Consider the following 18,368-nt stretch of genomic DNA (forward strand, 5'->3'; position numbering starts at 1 on the left):
GAAATGATTCAATATAATAGCAAAATAGAACAGAAGGTTTCACTGCTTCATACTATGGGCTGGTTTTCTGCGTGCTTATTTATTTTGTTGCTACAAGGCTGCAAACATGATAATCTCATGGTGCCCCAACCTAATGAAAATATACGACCGGCGGCCGATTTTATTCGTAATAATTATGAAATGCGCCTCTTTGATGCAGCGTTGGAGAAAACTGGTCTGAATGTCGAACTAAATGGCAAGGGGCCATTTACAGTTCTCGTTCCAAACGATCTCGCTTTTAATGAGATCGGTGTGTTTCGTCCAACCGATTTTGATCGAATGAATAAGGATAGCTTGCGGAGACTGATTTCTTATCATATTCTCCCAAGGCGTCTTTATGTGAGCGATATTCCGAGCAATTCGGTGGACTTTAGGTATGCAACACTGGAAGGTTCCGAATTGTATGCCTCAATCGGTTCTGTCTCACCTGGGGCTACTAATCCCGTGAATATGCTGTTTTTTAGCGGAGCGAAAGCGATCCGCAAAGACGTGGTTTTATCCAACGGGGTGTTGCATGTGCTGGATAAGGTTATGAAACCACAATTTGAAAAAAATATTCAGGATTGGCTCAGTGACAAGAAAGACTATACCGTTTTTGTGGCTGGACTGAAGAAATTTGGTCTGTGGGATCAGTTTGCTGGAAAAGGCCCTTTTACAGTATTTGCACCAACAAATGAGGCCCTAGAAAAGAGAGGGATTACGATGGAATTTTTGGATAGTGCTGTTCCACAGAATTACGTCCCTGAGGTATTGTTTGGTGCCTACATCATGTACGATAAACATTTTTTTATATCGGATTCACAGGTTTTTACGATCATTAATTCGAACGGTAATTACAAATACCACTTGAAAGATAAAGTACATTATATGGAATATTTTGCCAATGAAGTCTATCCGACTTGGAAATTGAGTTATAATATGAGACTCCGGGACAATGATACTTTCTATTCGATTATACTCGCTGATGTAACGTATGCTGTCGGCGCTAAAATGGACTATTTGTGTAGTAATGGTCTGGTACATGATTTAGATCAAGGGCTGGTAAGCCCAGATCAAGCGATAAAAAAAGGAAAAGATGAAAAATAAATCAATAAATGCCGTTTGGTATATGCTATTGTTATGTACTACTGCTGTGTTTGTACTGCTATCTTGCCAAAAAACTGAGTTTATGCCGGAGCTTGTGGGGGAGGAAGTTCTCTATAAAAACGAAGCTTCACAGGATGTTACGCAACTATTGACAAAGCATAACGAAGCAAAAGTTTTTTTAGCAGCATGGCAGAAAAGTAACATTGTAGCACTGATTAAGGCTGCTGGAGTCAATACAAAAGTGACCGTATTGGTGCCAACCGATAATGCGTTAAAGCAAGTTGGAATAACACTAGAGACTATTCAAAAAATGACTACTGAGGAAGCTGCCGATTTCGTTCAATTTTACAGTTTTTTAGGGGAACTTAACCAAATTAAACTTGGTAAATATAGTCTCATGGTTCGATCGATGTTAAAAAATCAAAATTATCGAGTACCTTTTTATGATAATACCGAGCCAGTCGGCAGACGTTACGACATCTATGCTTATCGTCATTATCTCGCTTTGAAAGATGGCGATTTGCTAGTCAATGGTAAGTCTAAAGGAAAATTAGCTTATGAGCCCGCGACAAATGGCGGTATCTATATGTTGGAAAAAGTGATCGAAAAGCCTACTATGACCATATTGGAGGCGCTAATAGCTGACGGAAGGTTTACTTTCCTTGTGGAATCCCAACGTTTATCCGAGGAAATGTTTTATGAAAAAATGTTGGATGATATTGAGCCTCTATGGGGATATCGTATGAGTAAAGAGGAGTTTTTGAGCTATTATCCAGAGGCCAGAGTTTCCTATCAACGAGGATGGGATATCGATAGGGATCCATTTTACAATGAGTTACCTAATCTCAACCTGACAGCCACATTTGCACCAACAGATGATGCCTTTCGAAAAGCAGGGTTTAATAGCGTGGCCGATATTCTAGCTTTTAATGCTAAACGGGGAGATGTAAGATACGACGACTTGTATTTTGAACCACGTGGATCATATCCGACAGATACTTTATTCAGTTTTCATCGCAATTGGGGCAGAGTGTTTGCAACTGAGGATCCTGCTTATGGCATAGCGATGTCCAATAATACAGTCTTTTATAGTAATGATCTGGATCCTGCCTTGTTAAACGATTATTATGTGAATATAGGGGGGAGTAGTCAGGTTCGATACGCTTATAAGATGCCTTTAGCTTTTTCTAAAAATGGAAACCAGATCCAAATGAAAATCAAAGAAGCCGAGCAAGCACCGATAAATATTATTGAGACAGATATCAATACGGTTAATGGACCGATCCACGTTGTTGATAACCTACTGCTTCCAAAAGGATTTAAACTTAAATAAAAGATGAGACGACATAATTTTAGTTATAGCAAGTGTAGCCTATTTTTGCTGACGATCAATCTATTATTTGCTTGTAAAAAGGAAGAAAACACGACGAATTTTGACAATAATAAGGTCAACTTGGTCGTTGCCGATAATTTTAATTTATCGGTATTTAATGCTGCATTGCGCGTCAGTAATATGGATAAAGAGCTGCAAAAGGGCGAAGGTCCCTATACTTTGCTTGCTCCATCCGACAATGCCTTTGGAAAGGCGGGTTATCCAACTGTGGTGAGCATGCTGTCTGAACGCGCAGCAATAGTTTCTAATATCGCTAATTATCACATACTGGATGGAAAATATGAGCTCAATAAGCTTCCTTTTCTGTTTAATCAAGAATTGAAAACACGTCGCGGTAAGGTCTATGCCACACACTGGGTCAAAGGAGCCGATACAGTACTGACGCTGAATGGAGCACGTATATTGACACAAAATTTGCCTGCATCTAATGGACTGATTCAAGTGCTCGACCGCGTTATGACCCCCTATGTACATGATAAGATTGTCGATGCTATCAACGCAGATGCGAGTATCAGCATATTTGCTCGTGCTATAAAAAGGACCGGCATTTTATCTGAAAAAACAAATCAGGGAGCCTATACGGTTTTTGCACCGAATAATGCTGCTATGAATCTGCTGGGATTTCAATCCGTGCAGGATGTGGAGCTGGCCAATTTAGACGATCTGAAAAAAATAGTCCGCTATCATATTCTCCATGACCGTCGTTTTGTGTACGACTATATCTTGAGTACGGGTAATACAAATATGTCTAAGCAAACCATGCTAGATGGTAACAGTGTTGACATTAAGTTGGTTCCAAATACCAGTTCTCCGGGCTCTTTTAGCGGCATAACACTTCGGGGTTTGGGGAATACAAATGATGTCTTATTACAGAAACAGGATATCCTTACCGGAGATGGGGTACTACATATTGTTGATCAGGGGCTCCGGCTAACACAGTAATAAGAAGATTTATCTAACGAATTAATGAAACATAGCAATGAATAGATATCAAAATGACAGTATATGCATAGGAAGATCAACCATGACTTTCTATCCTATAATGTCAATACTAAAGCTAATTTTACTCTTTTTGTTTCTTTTGCAAGCGCTCAATTCTTTTGCGCAGGAAACTTCGGGTACAATTAACGGAAAGGTGCAAAGTAGCAGTGGAACTCTTGTGGAGAAGGCGACCGTTACTGTGATACACACACCAACAGGGACCCGTTATGTGCAATCGACTGATAAAGATGGACGTTTTACTTTAAATAATATTCGTATTGGCGGTCCATATACAGTTGATGTAAGTAGCATTGGATTACAAACAGAACGTAAAGAAAATATATTTGTGCGTTTGGGAGAAACCTTGCAGACGGATTTTATTATGCAACAGCGTAATGAAACACTTAGTGAGGTCGTTGTCACTAGCCGGAAAGGTGATACAAGGGCTGGGACAGTAGGGACAGGAAATCATTTCAGTGGCACGCAAGTAAGGAATATGCCTACAGTCAACCGTTCGATTACCGATGTAACTCGGCTTACACCGCAAGGAAGTCGCGATAATAGTTTCGGTGGTACAAACTTTAGGTATAATAATGTCACGATAGACGGTGCCATCAATAATGATGCAATAGGTTTTAGCCCCTCTCTTGGCGGACAAACCGGGACCTCAGGAATGGCAGGGAGCAGTACAAGAACAAACCCCATATCAATAGACGCCATTCAGGATATGCAAGTATATTTGGCTCCCTACGATGTCAAGATCGGAAATTTTACAGGCGGTTCGGTCAATGCTGTCACGCGAAGTGGTACAAACCAAGTTGAAGGATCGGTTTACGCCTATGGACGGAATGCCGCGTTAACGGGTAAGGACCGGGTGGGAACTTTGGGGAAAATGAATAAAGATTTTTATGATTATCAAACAGGTTTCCGAATAGGGTTTCCTTTAATAAAAGATAAATTATTCTTTTTCAGTAATGAGGAGTTTACCAGGCGTCAAGATCCTACGCAGTTGCGTGTTGGGACTATCGAAACAGCTCATATTTTGGAGCAGCGCGATGTAGAAGCAATAGCCGAAGCCGCTCGTTCTCGCTATGGTGATATTTTTAATATTGGAACCGCAGGTAATTATACAAATTGGTCCCGGTCAACCAAGTTTTTCAATCGTTTAGACTGGAATATAAATGCCAAACATCAGTTGGCAATCCGTAACAATACAATCTTTAGTAAGGCAACTCATATGGATCGGGATCAACAGGATTTTCGGTTCAGTAGTATGGCCTTTGAACAAGAGAACAACCAAACAAGTACCGTTGCAGAATTGAAAAGTAGATTTAGTAATAATCTTTCTTCCAATATTGTGTTGGGATATACACAGGTAAATGATCGACGCGACCCTTTAAGTGATCCTTCCTTACCTCAGGTACAGATACAAGGGCGTACACCGGGCACAACAATTTATCTTGGAACTGATCGTGAAGCTAGTATATTTAACATGCGACAAGGTACCTGGGAGATTACGGCCAATCTAAATTGGACAAAAGGCAGGCATAAATTGTTATTTGGAACACATAATGAGCTTTATCGCATTCGGTATGGGTTTGTTAACAGCTGGAATGGCCGGGTTGATTACAATAGTATTGCCGATTTCGTCGCGAATGTTCCGTATCGCGTAAGAGGAAGTTACAACTATAAGGATAATTCACACTCTTACATTTTGGATCATCCCGCGGCTAACTTCTCTGTTAATATGTATAGTCTCTACATTCAGGATGAAATCCGTATAAATGATCGTTTCCAAATCATACCTGGACTCCGTGCGGATTTGGCAGCTTTGCCAACAATGCCGACACGAAGTGATAAAGTCAATGACATGTGGTCTGACCCCACTTTTGGTACAACCTACACCTATACACCACCGAATCGGTTAAGAAATGAGTTTCTAAATAGGATACAGTTGTCTCCGAGAATTGGCTTTCGATGGGAGGCAATGGACGATAAACAACTGACTGTCCGGGGTGGTGCCGGTTTGTTTACAGGGCGTATACCATTTGCTTGGCTGGCTTATGCATACTATAATACGGGGAACAGTTACGGCGCTTTCGATCAAAAAACAGATCAGAAACCATTTGCACCTGGGTCTGACCCTATAAAGCCAAGTCCGATTGGAATAGGTGAGTTTATAGCGCAGAATGGCGCTGTCATTAATGATCCAAGTACCGGAAAAACGCAGGTTGATCTGGTCGATAACAATTTTGTACTGCCGCAGGTGCTGCGGTCCAGCTTGGGTATAGATTACAAGGTTGAAAGCTGGAAATTTACGGTTGAAGGTATTTATACAAAGAATATTAAAGATGTTCTATTTCAGCAGCTGAACAACAAGGATAACCCATTATGGTATGGATATGACGTCAATAAACAACAACCTGTTTATAGCGGTACTGTGGATAATCGTTTCTCGAATGTATATCTTCTGAGTAATACCAATCAAGGCTACCGCTACAGTATAACAGGGACCATTGGAAAAACGATCAAAGAAAAAATGAATGCTACGCTGAGTTATACCTATGGAGAATCGAAGGATTTAAGTAATGGCGTACGTAATTCTATGGAAAGTAACTGGCAACTGAATCAGTCACTTATTCCTAATAATCCAAAGTTAGCTTACAGTAATTTCGATATCCGTCACCGTATCGTTTCGAGTATAAATTACGAACAAATTTGGCGTAATGCAGGACGTACGAATTTTACCTTGTATATCAGTGCGCAATCTGGAAGTCCATTTACCTATGGTATCGTCAATAATAGCATACAAGGCTTGCCACAACAAGTAAGTTTGGTTTATATTCCAAGACAGACGGAAACAATTCATTACTTTAAAGATCTTGCAAATGGTCTTTCTGCTCAGCAGCAAGCAGATGCTTTTAATCGGTTCATTGATGGTAATGATTATCTGAGCTCTCGTAGAGGAGATTTTACAGAGCGTAATATGGGACGTACGCCATGGAATGTACAGGCAGATCTACGAATTGCGCATGATCTCTTTCTTCAGAAGTCAAAGAAACAATTTATAACATTTTCGGTGGATGTTATGAACTTGACTAATCTAATCTCCAAGAAATGGGGTATTCAATATTTTTCGCCCAATACATTTAATTCGACGAGTAGTGTGGGGCTTACCCCATCATTATTTCCGCCGAGGCAAAATGCTGATAGCTGGCCCGTATTTACCTTTAGTGATCCTGGGCAGCCTTATAGCATCGATTATTTTAACTCAAGAGCACAAATACAATGTGGGGTTCGATATACATTCTAGTTTGGTCATTTGGGAAAAACCTAAAAGGATAGCGGATATATAGTTATAAGAAATTATTCCAATGAAAAATACAATTAATCTAGTCATCATATCTATTTGGATGGCTATTGCGACGATCAGTTGCAGTAAAAAGGAAGAATTGGTCGATAAAATTCCGGCTAAAGTGGATAGTTATTACCCCAATTCTGGTAAAGCTGGCACACTAGTTACGATTGAAGGACAGGGCTTCAGCGGGGCAATTACAGAATTTTCTGCAACAGTTGCAGGGGGGGCAGCAGAGGTCATTAGCGCTACTTCAACATCGGTTGTTTTACGTGTGCCAAAAGGGGACAAAAGTGGCGGAATTGTCTTGAAGTATGGAAGTAATAATTTTGATGTCGGTACGTATACCTATCAAGATCTTTCAGTCTCAAAAATTTTTCCGACAAATGGTACAGGCGGCACCCAGCTACGGATTGATGGGGAGGGGTTTGGTAGTACAGATAAACCTGCAGAAGTCTATGTTAATAGCAAAAAAGCTTTGGTTGTGAGTGTTACAGATAAATTAATCGTTGCAGAAATTCCAGAAGATGCGGGGTATGGTGCTGTAGAAGTTCGTGTGGATGGTAAAAAGTCTCAAGGACAGAATTTTACTTATCAGGTCGTCCGCAGTATTAAACCATTAACAGGTGGGGCGGGAACCAAAGTTACCCTAATGGGTGAAGGCTTCGAAAAAGTCAGTTCGGGGAATATCGTTGATTTCAATGGAAAGATCGCGGTCGTATTGGAGTCTAGTCCTGAAAAAATTGTGGTAGTGGCTCCAGCTGGTGTCAGTACCGGACCTCTATCCGTGAATATCAATGAACAGAAGATTTCGGGTCCGAAATTTACGGTTGTAGGCAAGCCTGAAATCGGTGCTGTCTCTCCTTTGAGTGGCCCTAAAGGGGCTGAAATGACAATAAGCGGGCTATTATTTAGTAAAGAACTTGACGAAAATCAGGTTTTTATAAATGGGAAGCAAGTTGCTATTTCTTCAAGTAGTGAAAATCAACTGAAGTTGATCATTCCTGGCGGAACTGGATCTGGAAAGGTAAGGGTTGTAGTCAACGATCAATCCGTGGAAGGACCACAGTTTAAAGATCAGACGCTTGGTATTCGTTCTATAAGTCCGGACAATGGTTTGGCGGGAACAAGTGTAACGTTATTGGGCACTGGATTTAGTACAAATGCTGCCGAAAATAGGGTTTATTTCAACGGTGTTTTGGCCCCTGTGACAAGTGCTAGTGAGAATAAGTTGGTTATGGAGGCACCACAGGGTGTTGCAACAGGCGAGGTGAAGGTAATCGTTGGCGGTCAGGATGCTTTAGCACCGCAACCGTTCCGTCGCGCAGGTGTAATGACATTCGTAGGGGGGGCAGGAAGTACGGTATTCGGCAATAACCTAGCTGGAATGGCGATAGATGCGCAGGGAAATTTATATGTCGCAGATCCAGAGAATAAACAAGTTAAAAAGGTATCTCCGACTGGAAGTGTATCTATTTTGCAGGTAGATGGTGCCAATGCTGTATTCGACTATCCTACAGGAATAGTTGTTGACACGCAAAATAATATTTATGTCAGCGATCAGCGATCAAATCAGATTTTTAAAATTACAGCTGCGGGCAAACGCACTATACACGCAAAAGGATTTTCTCCGGGTGCAATGTGTTTAGATCTGTCAGGGAATTTATATGTGGCAGTAGCTGGTTTTGCGCAGGGAATAAACAAAGTCAACCTGGCTGGAGGTTATACTAAGGTACCTGGACCTAGTTGGGTAATGGCAAAGCCCTTTGTGGATAGTCAAGGAGTTTTGTATTATTCGGATCAGAATACGAGCAGCAATAACGGGATTGAAATTGTAAGACCGGGTGTTACACGTGGGGAACGTTGGGTAGGAGGTTCGGATGCAGGTTATCAAGATGGGATTGGAACGAACACATATTTCAACGGAATAGGCGGTATCACAGCAGGATTAAATAACAGATTGATTGTTGCTGATAACTACAACTATGCTATTCGGGAGGTCAATATGTCAACACGGGAAGTGACTACTTTGATAAAGGGAACGAATGGATATGTGGATGGAACTTTGTCTACAGCGCGGTTTGGTCTGATAAAAGATATAGTCGTAGATAAGGATGGTAATATCTATCTTCTGGATGTTGGTAATAAAGCTATTCGGAAACTGTTTCTGAAATAATAACTATACAAATCCCCGATGCAACCGTATTGTTTTTTAGGAGACCCTCTCTTTGAAAATAATGCAGAGTATGTGTCGGGGATTTAGCTATTGTAGCAAATTGACAATGATTAAAGTGTATTATTCGCAAGTAAAAAGTCTCCGTAGAAATCGGGGATATTGCTGTCGTAAATTGCATTTGCGACAGCTGTTAGTGGGTAGTTTACTTTAACGATCTCGGCATTAATTTCTTTTTCAGATAAGGTTATTATTGTGTAAGTTGCTTTTCTGTCCTTTTCTTTACTACGTCCGACGGAACCACAATTGATAAACAAGACATCTCCATCCTGTTGAATATAAGAATGGTGTGTATGTCCCATCACCAGAATATCGATTGCTTTTTGCTTTAATTGAGTTGATAGAGCACATTTTTGGGTTGATTCATGGATGTATTCGTCATTGCTTTGGAGGCTGGCATGGACAAGAAGTATTTTCCTAAAACTCGTTCCAAGTTTGAAGGTTAGTTCAATGGTGTAGGGTAATGTTGCTAGCCATTTTTTATGAGGGGCCGATATCTCCTTCTTACTTAGCTTGATGGCGATTTCTCGATTTGAAGTCTCTATTACATCATGGTGTGGTAAAGGGATAATGGCTTCGTCAAAAGCAATTCTTTGGTCATGGTTTCCCAGTAGACATGGAATGTTTTTTTCTTGTATTCTGTCAATGACTTCATTGCCCCAGGGAGCGAAATCAACAAGATCACCTAAGCAGTAAATTTGTGTTAATCCTTTATTTTTGATATCTGTTAATACCGCATCCAATGCAATTAAATTGGCATGAATGTCACTTATTATGGCAAGTTGTATCATATTCTTATGCTACAAACATAATCATTCGGATAGTCAGTCAACGTACAATTTAAGAGGTAAAGAAGAAAATGATAATAGCGTTATAATTTTTATTCTAAAAGAGGAGGAACTGGGCGGGATTGGTGAAGAAATACTGTTAAATAAGCACATATCGAATAGCCTCAGATATGTGCTTATTTAAGTGATACGTTACTAAAGATTCATCCCGCCCGATACTTCAATGCGTTGTCCGTTGATCCATCTTGCATCTTCTGTACAAAGGAAGGCCACCACTCCACCGATATCATCGGGTACACCAGCACGTCCTAAAGCTGTAACAGCTGCAATATGCGCATTTGTTTCTTTGTTATCCCGCACATGCCCGCCACCAAAATCAGTCTCGATTGCGCCAGGAGCAACGACGTTTGCTGCAATACCTCGAGGACCGAGTTCTTTGGCAAGATACCTCGTTAGTACCTCGATTGCCCCTTTCATCGAGCCATAGGCAGATGATCCCGGAAATGCAAAACGGGCGAGGCCAGAGGAAATATTGATAATACGTCCGCCATCATTCAAATAGGGTAGAGCTTTCTGCGTGAGAAAAAATACCCCTTTATAATGGATATTATAAACTGTATCAAATTGTTCTTCTGTGGTTTCTATAAAGGGTGCATATAAGGCAGTGCCCGCATTATTGATCAAAAAATCAAAATTAGACTTTCCCGTTTGTTGTAGCAAATGTTGCGTAACCCGTTCAATAAAGCCATTAAAGGACTGCACATTTCCTGCATCCAATTGGAATGCAGCTGCATGTTGCCCTAAAGATTGTATCGTAGCAACCACATGATCCGCTTCCTCCTGATTGCTATTGTAGGTTAAAATGATATCGATTCCTTTTTTTGCAAGGCTAACAGCCATGTTTCTACCTAAACCACGGCTTCCGCCTGTTACCAATGCTATTTTGTTTGTAGCCATTTTAATTTGTTTTAAAGATTCAATAGCACAAAGATCCGCTGAAAAGTTGAGCCTTTCCTTGCGAAATGCAAATGGATGTTTGCGAAATTCAAATTATAACGGTTGGGAACGAAAAATGTTTGGGGCAAAGCTGGTTTGCTTTTTGAAAAAATTGGAAAAATGGGCGATCTCCTCAAAGCCAAGTGAATAAGCAATCTCAGATATATTCCAATCGGTTTGTCGCAGTAAAATTTTTGCTTCCTGTGTGACTCTGGCTGCGATGACATGGCTGGTTGTTTTTCCAGTATTTTCCTTTAAAATTTTATTCAGGTGGTTGACATGTATGGCCAGTCGTTCCGCAAAATCATTAGCTGTTCGTAGTTGTAAGCGTTGCATCGGAGATTCAAGTGGAAATTGTCTTTCTAGCAATTCTACAAATAATGAAGTAATCCTATTGGAGGCGTTATGTGTAGGATTTGTTATACTTTTGGGTTGCAGCTTTTGGCCATAATGGACGATTTCAAGCACATAATTTCGCAACAGATCGTATTTAAAAACGTAATCTGAAGATAGCTCTTTATTCATTTTTAGGAAGATTCCCTCTATTTCAATGCGTTGTTCTTCTGATAGTTGGAAAATCGGAAGGCCGCCTGGTTGAAAGATCGGCAAATCATCTATGATCACACCACTTTTATTCCTTGCCAGAAATTCATCGGTGAAAACGCAAAAATAACCTTTTTGATGCTCATCTTTCGGTATCCAATGGTAAGGAACCTTAGGAGTAGCAAATACAAGTGCCGATTCATCGATTTCGATTACTTTGTCGGCATATTCGGCCGTGTTTTTTCCTGTGATTAAACTGATTTTATAATACGTTCGCTTATTGTAGGGCATGATCGGTTTATCTTTCAACTTAGCGGCAAGTTCCTCATAACTGAACACATTAAAATGACCAATCTCTCTTGCGATCTCTTCCGGGATACTCGCATTGATCTCCCGATAAAATTGTTCGATGGAAGTTGTTTTCATTTAAGCCCTATTTGCAATAATCAAATGTAGTGCTTTTAGATTACATTCGGTAACACTGTACTTTTTTGAGATTTTGCTATTCTCATTTTAATGTAAATTGCAAAATTATATTTTGCACAATATAAATCCTTGGCATACATTTGTACAAACAAAACAAATTAAAATATGAAAACGTTATATAACATCGGCGCGACAGCCAAGGGAGGACGAAATGGTCAGGTAAAAAGCGAAAATGGTGTATTGGATTTAGCTGTTCGTATGCCAAAAGGTCTAGGAGGTGCCAATGATGATTATGCCAATCCAGAGATGCTTTTTGCGGCTGGTTATGCGGCATGTTTTGATAGTGCCTTGAATTTAGTGATTAGATCAGAAAAAGTAAAAGCTGGCGAAACTTCGGTAACAGCCCATGTGAGTATCGGACAATTGGATAATGGTGGTTTTGGTTTGGCTGCAGAATTACATGCAAATATACCTGGTGTAAGCTTGGAATTAGCGCAACAATTGATTGAAAAAGCACATCAAGTTTGTCCCTACTCAAATGCAACAAGGGGTAATATGGATGTCAAATTGACGGTATCAACTAACGAATAATATATGAATTATATTGCCAACGTGCTTACAGCACTCGTACTTTTAGAACATGTATACATTGTATGGATGGAAATGTTTGCTTGGGAAACTGCAGGAAAACGTAGTTTTGGAAAGGCTCTTCCGGCAGAATTATTTAAGCCAACGAAGGGGCTTGCTGCAAATCAAGGGCTCTACAATGGCTTTCTGGTTGCAGGTTTAGCCTGGTCTTTTTTAATCAATGACTCCATCTGGAGTTACAATATACGCCTGTTCTTTTTAGGATGTGTCCTTGTTGCCGGTGTTTTTGGCGGAATTACAGCGAGCAAAAAGATATTTTTTGTACAAGGAGTTCCTGCATTGTTGGCGTTGTTATCCGTTATTCTCTTAAAATAAAACTATAATTATATGTCATTAATAGAAGATTTACAATGGCGTCATGCTGTGAAAGCATACGACCCGACAAAAAAAGTTAGTCAGGAAAATGTAGATAAAATCGTTGAGGCTGCACGCTTTGCACCTACTTCTTCGGGTTTACAGCCATTTAAGATATTGATTGTTGAAAATCAGGCATTGAAAGAAGAATTGGCAAAAGGAGCACTAAATCCAGACTGTATGCGTGAATGTTCACATGTGCTTGTTTTCGCTGCATGGGATCGTTATACGGAAGAACGTATTGATAAAGTTTATGATTTTACAACGGATGAACGGGATTTGCCAAGGGGACGCTTTGGCTCTTATACGGACAAGTTGAAATCTATTTATTTGAGCGAAGCTGCCGAAAGAAATTTTGCACATACTGCAAGACAAACTTACATTGCTTTAGGTTTGGCGTTGGCTCAGGCAGCTGAACTTCGTGTCGATTCCACACCCGCCGAGGGTTTTGATAACCAAGTCGTGGATGAGGTTCTGCAATTAGAAAAGCATGGACTAAAAAGCGTTTCATTGATGTATGTTGGTGTGGCGGACTCTTCGAGAGATTGGATTTCGACGATGAAGAAGGTTCGGGTTCCTAAGGAAGAGTTTGTTGTTGAATTCAAATAAACCGCAAACAACTTTTCCAATCCCTCAGAAACTCAATATATTTGCAAGATGGATGATTTATTAAAATTAGACAAACAACTCTGTTTTTCCGTGTATGTGCTACATAGAGAAATTATGCAGCAATATCGAACTATTCTTGAAGAGATTGACTTGACCTATCCACAGTATATCACGATGATGGCTTTATGGGAGAATGATGAGCAGACAGTAAATCAATTGGGGGCTAAGTTATTTCTAGATAATGGAACGCTTACACCACTATTGAAGCGCTTGGAGGCTAAAGTTTTGCTTACACGAACACGAAGCAAAGAAGATGAACGCGTCGTGAAGATACAGCTTACAGCACAAGGATTGCAATTGAAAGAAAAGGCGAGCTGTATTCCCATGCAGATTTTTGAAGCCCTTAAGCTCGACTATACTGATATGGTTCAGCTTAAAGCTTTGGCGGAAAAAATCGTGAATAATGTTGGGAATAGCTAGTTTTTATACGATATGAAATCAAAAAAGGATTAAATACACCTGCCTGTATTTAATCCTTTTTTTTGTGCTATGGATTGTTTTGAGCAATACATGTTCGCGTTCCTTTTATTATACATCATATTAGCATATTTCGGATTTTTTCATAGGACTGTAATGTGGAGATTCGTGGTATGGAAAATATCATTCAAAAGATAGAAGATCTAAATTGGCCTTTGATTACAGAAGAGATGCATAAGCATGGTTATGTAGTTATACCAAACCTATTGACAGCTTTACAATGCGATCTATTAAAAAAAGGGTATAGCGATTCGACGCTCTACCGTAAAACTGTCGTTATGGAAAGGCATCGATTCGGATTAGGGGAGTATAAATATTTTGACTACCCACTACCTGAGTTGATTCAAACGATTCGATCTCAACTTTATCCCTATCTTGCCGTCATTGCTAATGCCTGGTTTCGTGCGCTGAAAATCGATATATCATTTTCATTGAAACATGAAGACCTTTTGACGGATTGCCGTTTGAAAGGACAAGAAAAAGCAACAGTATTGATTTTGAAATATGGTCAAGGAGGTTTCAATACGCTACATCAAGACTTGTATGGAGCGGTTTACTTTCCGATGCAGGTGGTTTTGATGTTAAATGAGCCAGGATTCGATTTTATGGGTGGAGAATTTGTATTAACACAACAAGTTCCGAGGGCTCAATCAAAGGCAATTGTTTTGAAACCTAAAAAAGGTGATCTCGTTTTATTCGCAACAAATTTTAGGCCTGAGAAAGGACGAACGGGTTATTTTAGGGTTAATATGAAACATGGGGTGAGCGAAGTCACTGCCGGTGAACGCCATGCGTTGGGTATTATTTTTCATGATGCCGAGAAATAAATCCCACACAATGGAATGGCATAAAAATATAACAGATGCTTCATTGCGCGCCAAGATTCGAGCGGGAGAAATTCACTTTGGTGGCAATGAAAAGCTAAAAATTTATGGATTGCTTTGCTGTATTTCGGGAAAACGGATGAAGCGGGAGAACAGGGTCTTTTTTTCCACTGAGCAAGAAGCGCTAAAACATCAATATCGCCCTTGTGGGCACTGCTTAAAAGCGAACTACGTTGAATGGAAGGAAGAAAATAAAAGATTTGATAAAGTGTAGTTCGCATTAAGTTTGATTATATAGAGAATCTAAGTAAATCAAATTTGGAAAAAGAATCTTATGTCAAATTCCTTGTATATTGTTGAATTTTGTGTTTATCTTGAGACGGGATTAATTATCGTAGATCAAAAGAAAAATGCGTTTATATTCGATTGCTGTTTATTTTATTTTTTCGACTCTGCTGTTGATAAGCTGTGAAGAGGGGAGGCGAGATCCTAAAGTATTGAGTTATATGGCTCATAGTGAACGTGACAGTGCCCGTTTGGATCTTAATCTTTTTGAGAGCCGTTTTCATGGTAAATTGTTCTTTTATAGACCTGGAGGTGAGACCTTCAACCATCAATTTCCAAGACCCAAAGTTTATCTTTGAGAAAGTTAATCACTAGCCTCTTATCATCTAAATTAGGCGTCTACAGTATATTTTTTAATCGAATATATTGTAGTAGCATAATGGTTTTTCCATCTTTGATTTCACCTGTATCAATCATATGTAGTGCTTCTTCGATATTGATTTCTAGAATTTCAATATGCTCTTCCTCTTCTTCTAAACCACCGCCATCGCCAACTTTCATGTTATTGGTGTATTCTGCTATAAAAAAATGTAGAATTTCAGTTACAGAACCTGGAGACATATAAGCTTCAAAGATCTTTTTTGCTTCCTTGATCTGATAGCCTGTTTCTTCTTCTGTTTCCCTTCGTATACAGTCGTGGGGAGAATCTTGATCAAGTAGACCTGCACAAGCTTCGATAAGCATGCCTGACTCATTCCCGTTGATGTAAGTTGGTATTCGAAATTGCCTTGTTAATATGACTGTTTGAGCACTGGTATTATAGAGTAAAATGACGGCTCCATTGCCACGATCATAAGCTTCTCGACTTTGTTGCTGTACCGTCCCATCGGGTTTGCTGTATTGATAAGTCACTTTTTTTAACGTGTACCAGTTGTCTGATAGAATTTCAGTTTTTACAATTTTAATATCTTTTATTGCCATTTTTAGCGCGTTAAAGTCAAAAGATAAAAATAAGAATTGCAATCCAAACTAAGCAGGAAAAACTAAGAGAAGCTTTGATGAATTTATACGAAGTATTGATGAACCTCAGTCCGTTCTAAATTGTTTTGGATTCAGACCTGTGTGTTGTTTGAAGAAATTAGAGAAGTAAGGAGAGTCGACGAAACCAAGTTTGAACGAAATTTCTTTGATAGATAAGTCGGTTGCTTTTAACAATCGTTTTGCTTCCAAGATAGTTCGTTGTTGAATGAGCTGACTTGGAGATACTTCGAGCTTTTGACGACAGATTTTAGTAAGGTGCGGAGTGGATATATTAAGTTGTTTCGCATAGAAAGATACCGACTTCTCATGCTGAAAATGGATGTCAATTAACTCCTGTAACTTTAAGAGACGTGGATTGGAGTCATTATTTTGTTCATTTTGTACTATTTTCTGTACCTCTTTGCTTAATATAGATGCGACGACAGCTGTGCGAGAGTAGATAATTGCAGGCACGCAATTGTGATCCTCAAGTTCTTTTCTTATTGCATTAAATTCATAATAAAGCAGAGCAAATGTTTCGCTAGAGAGTGAGATAACAGGAGTACGTTGATAGTAAGCAAATGAAAAATGGAAATTGGGCGAAAATTTCTCGAAGTGTTCCCTATCGACCATCAATTGGAAACCAGTTGTATTGGCCCCTAATTTCCAACTATGAACTTGCTTTGGAAACAGGATATGGATTTGATGACGATCAATATGGTAATCTTTAAAATCAATCGTATGAATACCTTCTGCCTGGTCAAAAAGTACCAATAAAAAAAAATGATGCTGGTGTGGACGCGATATATGATGTTCACCATGTAATTCCGAGTATAAATATCCTTGATTACCCGCAAGCTGGTCTTTTCTAAATTCTTGAAGATCTATTGTCGGAAATAACTCCATCGAAATGATTTTGAACCTAAATATAGGTGTTTTATTTTAAACCATCTTCCAGTACCTGTTTGTTGATGGTGAATTCACGATAGCCAAAGGCTCCAGACTTATAACCAATTACAGCACCAAATTCAATGCTTTTTGAGGAAGAGGTCTTTGGGAATACAGAAGAGCGGTACACATTGGCCGCAGCTAAAGGTTTTTCGAAGACGCGAAAGTGTAGACCATCTTTTGAATAGGCTAGATAATTCATATCGGAGGTAAATCGGTCTACGTTTCCAATTGCCAGACATAAAAAATAATATCCATCAATATAGGAACCTTGCAGATGCCAAGTCGAATACCCCTTGCTGAATTCTAGCCAAGGTTTGTTCATAAATTCAACTTTCTTACTGTCGCGATAAACGGTAAAATCTAAGCCATTTGTAGAAATACGCGATAGGATATTGGTCATAATTGGTGCTTTGTAGCTTGGCATGAAATCCACTTCGTAACTCGTCGTCAGGTTTTTCGAATTTCTCACAAATGTTGGTGAAAGGATATGGTTATCTTGGAAAGATGTTGGTTCATTACTATTATACACGAGTTCCAGCGGTGTCCAGTCAATCCCATTTTTTGATGTTTGCCTTACAATAACACGTTCAGCTTCTTCATTTAATTTTTTATTGTTGTTTGCGCTTTTGGCACCCCATTTTTTTAAAATTTTGCTTGAGAAAAAGCAGCCTCTATAATATAGTTCGAATTCTTCGCCGTTGAAATTCCAGTCTACATCGGACCAATAACCTTGATTAGGGCTACCGTCCTTTTGGATGAAAGAATCCTCTAGTGCAGGACGTCGTTGAATAGGATTTATTAATCCTGCTGGAGTAATCCATTCTTTTCCATCATTAGAAACTACCACAGTCGGATTTTCATAGAGTGAGGCAGTACGGTCTGACCCGATTATGCCAAAATATGGCGTAAATACCATCCAATATTTGTATCCTTTGAAACCGGCAGGGAAATATTCAACATCTGGGTGGCAATAACTCGCACTATTGCCAGAGATATCGCGTATCCAGCCTGGCAACTCTTCGCCAGGTTGGTTTGCATTGGCAGTTGTATTAATTTTTATTGAACCGAGGTCACTTGTGAAACCTGTAGGTATGGGTAATTTATCTTTTTCAATGACTTCTGGATCCGGCGGTACAATCCCTGGATGAATATCTCTTTTACAACCAATAAATAACAAAAAACCTAAAAAGAAATAGGTAATTCTCTTAAATGACATATAGATCAATAAAAAATAAAATATAAATGATAATCCCTTACGGTCTGACTTTTCCTGTTAATCTTAGCTAAATGATAGCAAAAA

General features: G+C 39.4%; 17 protein-coding genes. 11 read left to right on the forward strand and 6 right to left on the reverse strand.

The window, feature by feature from the left end; translation table 11 throughout:
- Window positions 1-3 precede the first annotated feature (3 nt).
- The 5 genes from AAH582_RS05680 (at window position 4) to AAH582_RS05700 (ending at window position 9,030) form a co-directional block, all read left to right on the forward strand.
- Window positions 4-1,125, forward strand: a complete 1,122-nt coding sequence (locus AAH582_RS05680; RefSeq protein WP_343321464.1) for a fasciclin domain-containing protein — start codon at window positions 4-6, stop codon at window positions 1,123-1,125.
- On the forward strand, window positions 1,115-2,458 hold the full coding sequence (locus AAH582_RS05685) for a fasciclin domain-containing protein (protein WP_343321465.1): 1,344 nt from the start codon (window positions 1,115-1,117) through the stop codon (window positions 2,456-2,458). Before AAH582_RS05680 ends, AAH582_RS05685 begins: the two co-directional genes overlap by 11 nt.
- Before the next feature lie 3 nt (window positions 2,459-2,461).
- The gene (locus AAH582_RS05690; protein WP_046671715.1) at window positions 2,462-3,460 is read left to right on the forward strand and encodes a fasciclin domain-containing protein; all 999 of its coding nucleotides are present in this window, start codon (window positions 2,462-2,464) and stop codon (window positions 3,458-3,460) included.
- A 100-nt stretch (window positions 3,461-3,560) separates the two neighbouring features.
- Window positions 3,561-6,812, forward strand: a complete 3,252-nt coding sequence (locus AAH582_RS05695) for a TonB-dependent receptor (RefSeq protein ID WP_343321466.1) — start codon at window positions 3,561-3,563, stop codon at window positions 6,810-6,812.
- 61 nt (window positions 6,813-6,873) lie between these two features.
- The gene (locus tag AAH582_RS05700) at window positions 6,874-9,030 is read left to right on the forward strand and encodes an IPT/TIG domain-containing protein (protein ID WP_343321467.1); all 2,157 of its coding nucleotides are present in this window, start codon (window positions 6,874-6,876) and stop codon (window positions 9,028-9,030) included.
- 110 nt (window positions 9,031-9,140) lie between these two features.
- On the opposite strand, the gene AAH582_RS05705 is transcribed toward AAH582_RS05700, so the two are convergent.
- The 3 genes from AAH582_RS05705 to AAH582_RS05715 all read right to left on the reverse strand — a co-directional run bounded on the left by AAH582_RS05705 (window position 9,141) and on the right by AAH582_RS05715 (window position 11,840).
- The gene (locus AAH582_RS05705) at window positions 9,141-9,878 is read right to left on the reverse strand and encodes a metallophosphoesterase family protein (RefSeq protein ID WP_343321468.1); all 738 of its coding nucleotides are present in this window, start codon (window positions 9,876-9,878) and stop codon (window positions 9,141-9,143) included.
- 192 nt (window positions 9,879-10,070) lie between these two features.
- The gene (locus AAH582_RS05710) at window positions 10,071-10,832 is read right to left on the reverse strand and encodes an SDR family NAD(P)-dependent oxidoreductase (RefSeq protein WP_046671712.1); all 762 of its coding nucleotides are present in this window, start codon (window positions 10,830-10,832) and stop codon (window positions 10,071-10,073) included.
- A 93-nt stretch (window positions 10,833-10,925) separates the two neighbouring features.
- The gene (locus AAH582_RS05715) at window positions 10,926-11,840 is read right to left on the reverse strand and encodes a helix-turn-helix domain-containing protein (protein WP_343321469.1); all 915 of its coding nucleotides are present in this window, start codon (window positions 11,838-11,840) and stop codon (window positions 10,926-10,928) included.
- Window positions 11,841-12,005: 165 nt separating this feature from the next.
- Here AAH582_RS05715 and AAH582_RS05720 point away from each other — a divergent pair, with 165 nt between their 5' ends.
- From AAH582_RS05720 to AAH582_RS05745, 6 genes are all read left to right on the forward strand, one after another.
- Window positions 12,006-12,431 (forward strand): organic hydroperoxide resistance protein, encoded by a 426-nt coding sequence (locus AAH582_RS05720; RefSeq protein ID WP_046671710.1) that lies wholly within the window; start codon window positions 12,006-12,008, stop codon window positions 12,429-12,431.
- 3 nt (window positions 12,432-12,434) lie between these two features.
- A complete protein-coding gene (locus tag AAH582_RS05725; RefSeq protein ID WP_343321470.1) occupies window positions 12,435-12,803 on the forward strand; it encodes a DUF1304 domain-containing protein in 369 nt (122 codons plus the stop codon).
- A 12-nt stretch (window positions 12,804-12,815) separates the two neighbouring features.
- Window positions 12,816-13,451 (forward strand): nitroreductase family protein, encoded by a 636-nt coding sequence (locus tag AAH582_RS05730; protein WP_046671708.1) that lies wholly within the window; start codon window positions 12,816-12,818, stop codon window positions 13,449-13,451.
- 48 nt (window positions 13,452-13,499) lie between these two features.
- Window positions 13,500-13,931 carry a MarR family winged helix-turn-helix transcriptional regulator gene (locus tag AAH582_RS05735; RefSeq protein WP_046671707.1) on the forward strand — a complete coding sequence of 144 codons (432 nt, stop codon included), beginning with the start codon at window positions 13,500-13,502 and terminating at the stop codon, window positions 13,929-13,931.
- Between the two features lie 170 nt (window positions 13,932-14,101).
- Window positions 14,102-14,815, forward strand: a complete 714-nt coding sequence (locus AAH582_RS05740) for a 2OG-Fe(II) oxygenase (protein ID WP_343321471.1) — start codon at window positions 14,102-14,104, stop codon at window positions 14,813-14,815.
- Between the two features lie 10 nt (window positions 14,816-14,825).
- Complete coding sequence (locus AAH582_RS05745; protein ID WP_112373595.1) at window positions 14,826-15,086, forward strand: Ada metal-binding domain-containing protein; 261 nt, start codon at window positions 14,826-14,828, stop codon at window positions 15,084-15,086.
- 410 nt (window positions 15,087-15,496) lie between these two features.
- Here AAH582_RS05745 and nudK read toward each other — a convergent pair whose 3' ends face one another.
- From nudK to AAH582_RS05760, 3 genes are all read right to left on the reverse strand, one after another.
- Entirely contained in the window at window positions 15,497-16,078 is a 582-nt protein-coding gene (gene nudK / locus AAH582_RS05750) for a GDP-mannose pyrophosphatase NudK (RefSeq protein WP_046671704.1), read from the reverse strand.
- 105 nt (window positions 16,079-16,183) lie between these two features.
- Window positions 16,184-17,023 carry a helix-turn-helix domain-containing protein gene (locus AAH582_RS05755; protein ID WP_053003477.1) on the reverse strand — a complete coding sequence of 280 codons (840 nt, stop codon included), beginning with the start codon at window positions 17,021-17,023 and terminating at the stop codon, window positions 16,184-16,186.
- Between the two features lie 31 nt (window positions 17,024-17,054).
- A complete protein-coding gene (locus AAH582_RS05760) occupies window positions 17,055-18,284 on the reverse strand; it encodes a hypothetical protein (RefSeq protein WP_046671701.1) in 1,230 nt (409 codons plus the stop codon).
- Between the last annotated feature and the right edge of the window lie 84 nt (window positions 18,285-18,368).

Source organism: Sphingobacterium multivorum (assembly GCF_039511225.1).
Taxonomy (GTDB): Bacteria; Bacteroidota; Bacteroidia; order Sphingobacteriales; family Sphingobacteriaceae; genus Sphingobacterium.

Bases quoted from the DNA above. Each gene is read 5' to 3' on its own strand.
- AAH582_RS05680 (WP_343321464.1), top strand. From the start codon at position 4: ATGATTCAATATAATAGCAAAATAGAACAGAAGGTTTCACTGCTTCAT.
- AAH582_RS05685 (WP_343321465.1), top strand. From the start codon at position 1,115: ATGAAAAATAAATCAATAAATGCCGTTTGGTATATGCTATTGTTATGT.
- AAH582_RS05690 (WP_046671715.1), top strand. From the start codon at position 2,462: ATGAGACGACATAATTTTAGTTATAGCAAGTGTAGCCTATTTTTGCTG.
- AAH582_RS05695 (WP_343321466.1), top strand. From the start codon at position 3,561: ATGTCAATACTAAAGCTAATTTTACTCTTTTTGTTTCTTTTGCAAGCG.
- AAH582_RS05700 (WP_343321467.1), top strand. From the start codon at position 6,874: ATGAAAAATACAATTAATCTAGTCATCATATCTATTTGGATGGCTATT.
- AAH582_RS05705 (WP_343321468.1), bottom strand. From the start codon at position 9,878: ATGATACAACTTGCCATAATAAGTGACATTCATGCCAATTTAATTGCA.
- AAH582_RS05710 (WP_046671712.1), bottom strand. From the start codon at position 10,832: ATGGCTACAAACAAAATAGCATTGGTAACAGGCGGAAGCCGTGGTTTA.
- AAH582_RS05715 (WP_343321469.1), bottom strand. From the start codon at position 11,840: ATGAAAACAACTTCCATCGAACAATTTTATCGGGAGATCAATGCGAGT.
- AAH582_RS05720 (WP_046671710.1), top strand. From the start codon at position 12,006: ATGAAAACGTTATATAACATCGGCGCGACAGCCAAGGGAGGACGAAAT.
- AAH582_RS05725 (WP_343321470.1), top strand. From the start codon at position 12,435: ATGAATTATATTGCCAACGTGCTTACAGCACTCGTACTTTTAGAACAT.
- AAH582_RS05730 (WP_046671708.1), top strand. From the start codon at position 12,816: ATGTCATTAATAGAAGATTTACAATGGCGTCATGCTGTGAAAGCATAC.
- AAH582_RS05735 (WP_046671707.1), top strand. From the start codon at position 13,500: ATGGATGATTTATTAAAATTAGACAAACAACTCTGTTTTTCCGTGTAT.
- AAH582_RS05740 (WP_343321471.1), top strand. From the start codon at position 14,102: ATGGAAAATATCATTCAAAAGATAGAAGATCTAAATTGGCCTTTGATT.
- AAH582_RS05745 (WP_112373595.1), top strand. From the start codon at position 14,826: ATGGAATGGCATAAAAATATAACAGATGCTTCATTGCGCGCCAAGATT.
- nudK (WP_046671704.1), bottom strand. From the start codon at position 16,078: ATGGCAATAAAAGATATTAAAATTGTAAAAACTGAAATTCTATCAGAC.
- AAH582_RS05755 (WP_053003477.1), bottom strand. From the start codon at position 17,023: ATGGAGTTATTTCCGACAATAGATCTTCAAGAATTTAGAAAAGACCAG.
- AAH582_RS05760 (WP_046671701.1), bottom strand. From the start codon at position 18,284: ATGTCATTTAAGAGAATTACCTATTTCTTTTTAGGTTTTTTGTTATTT.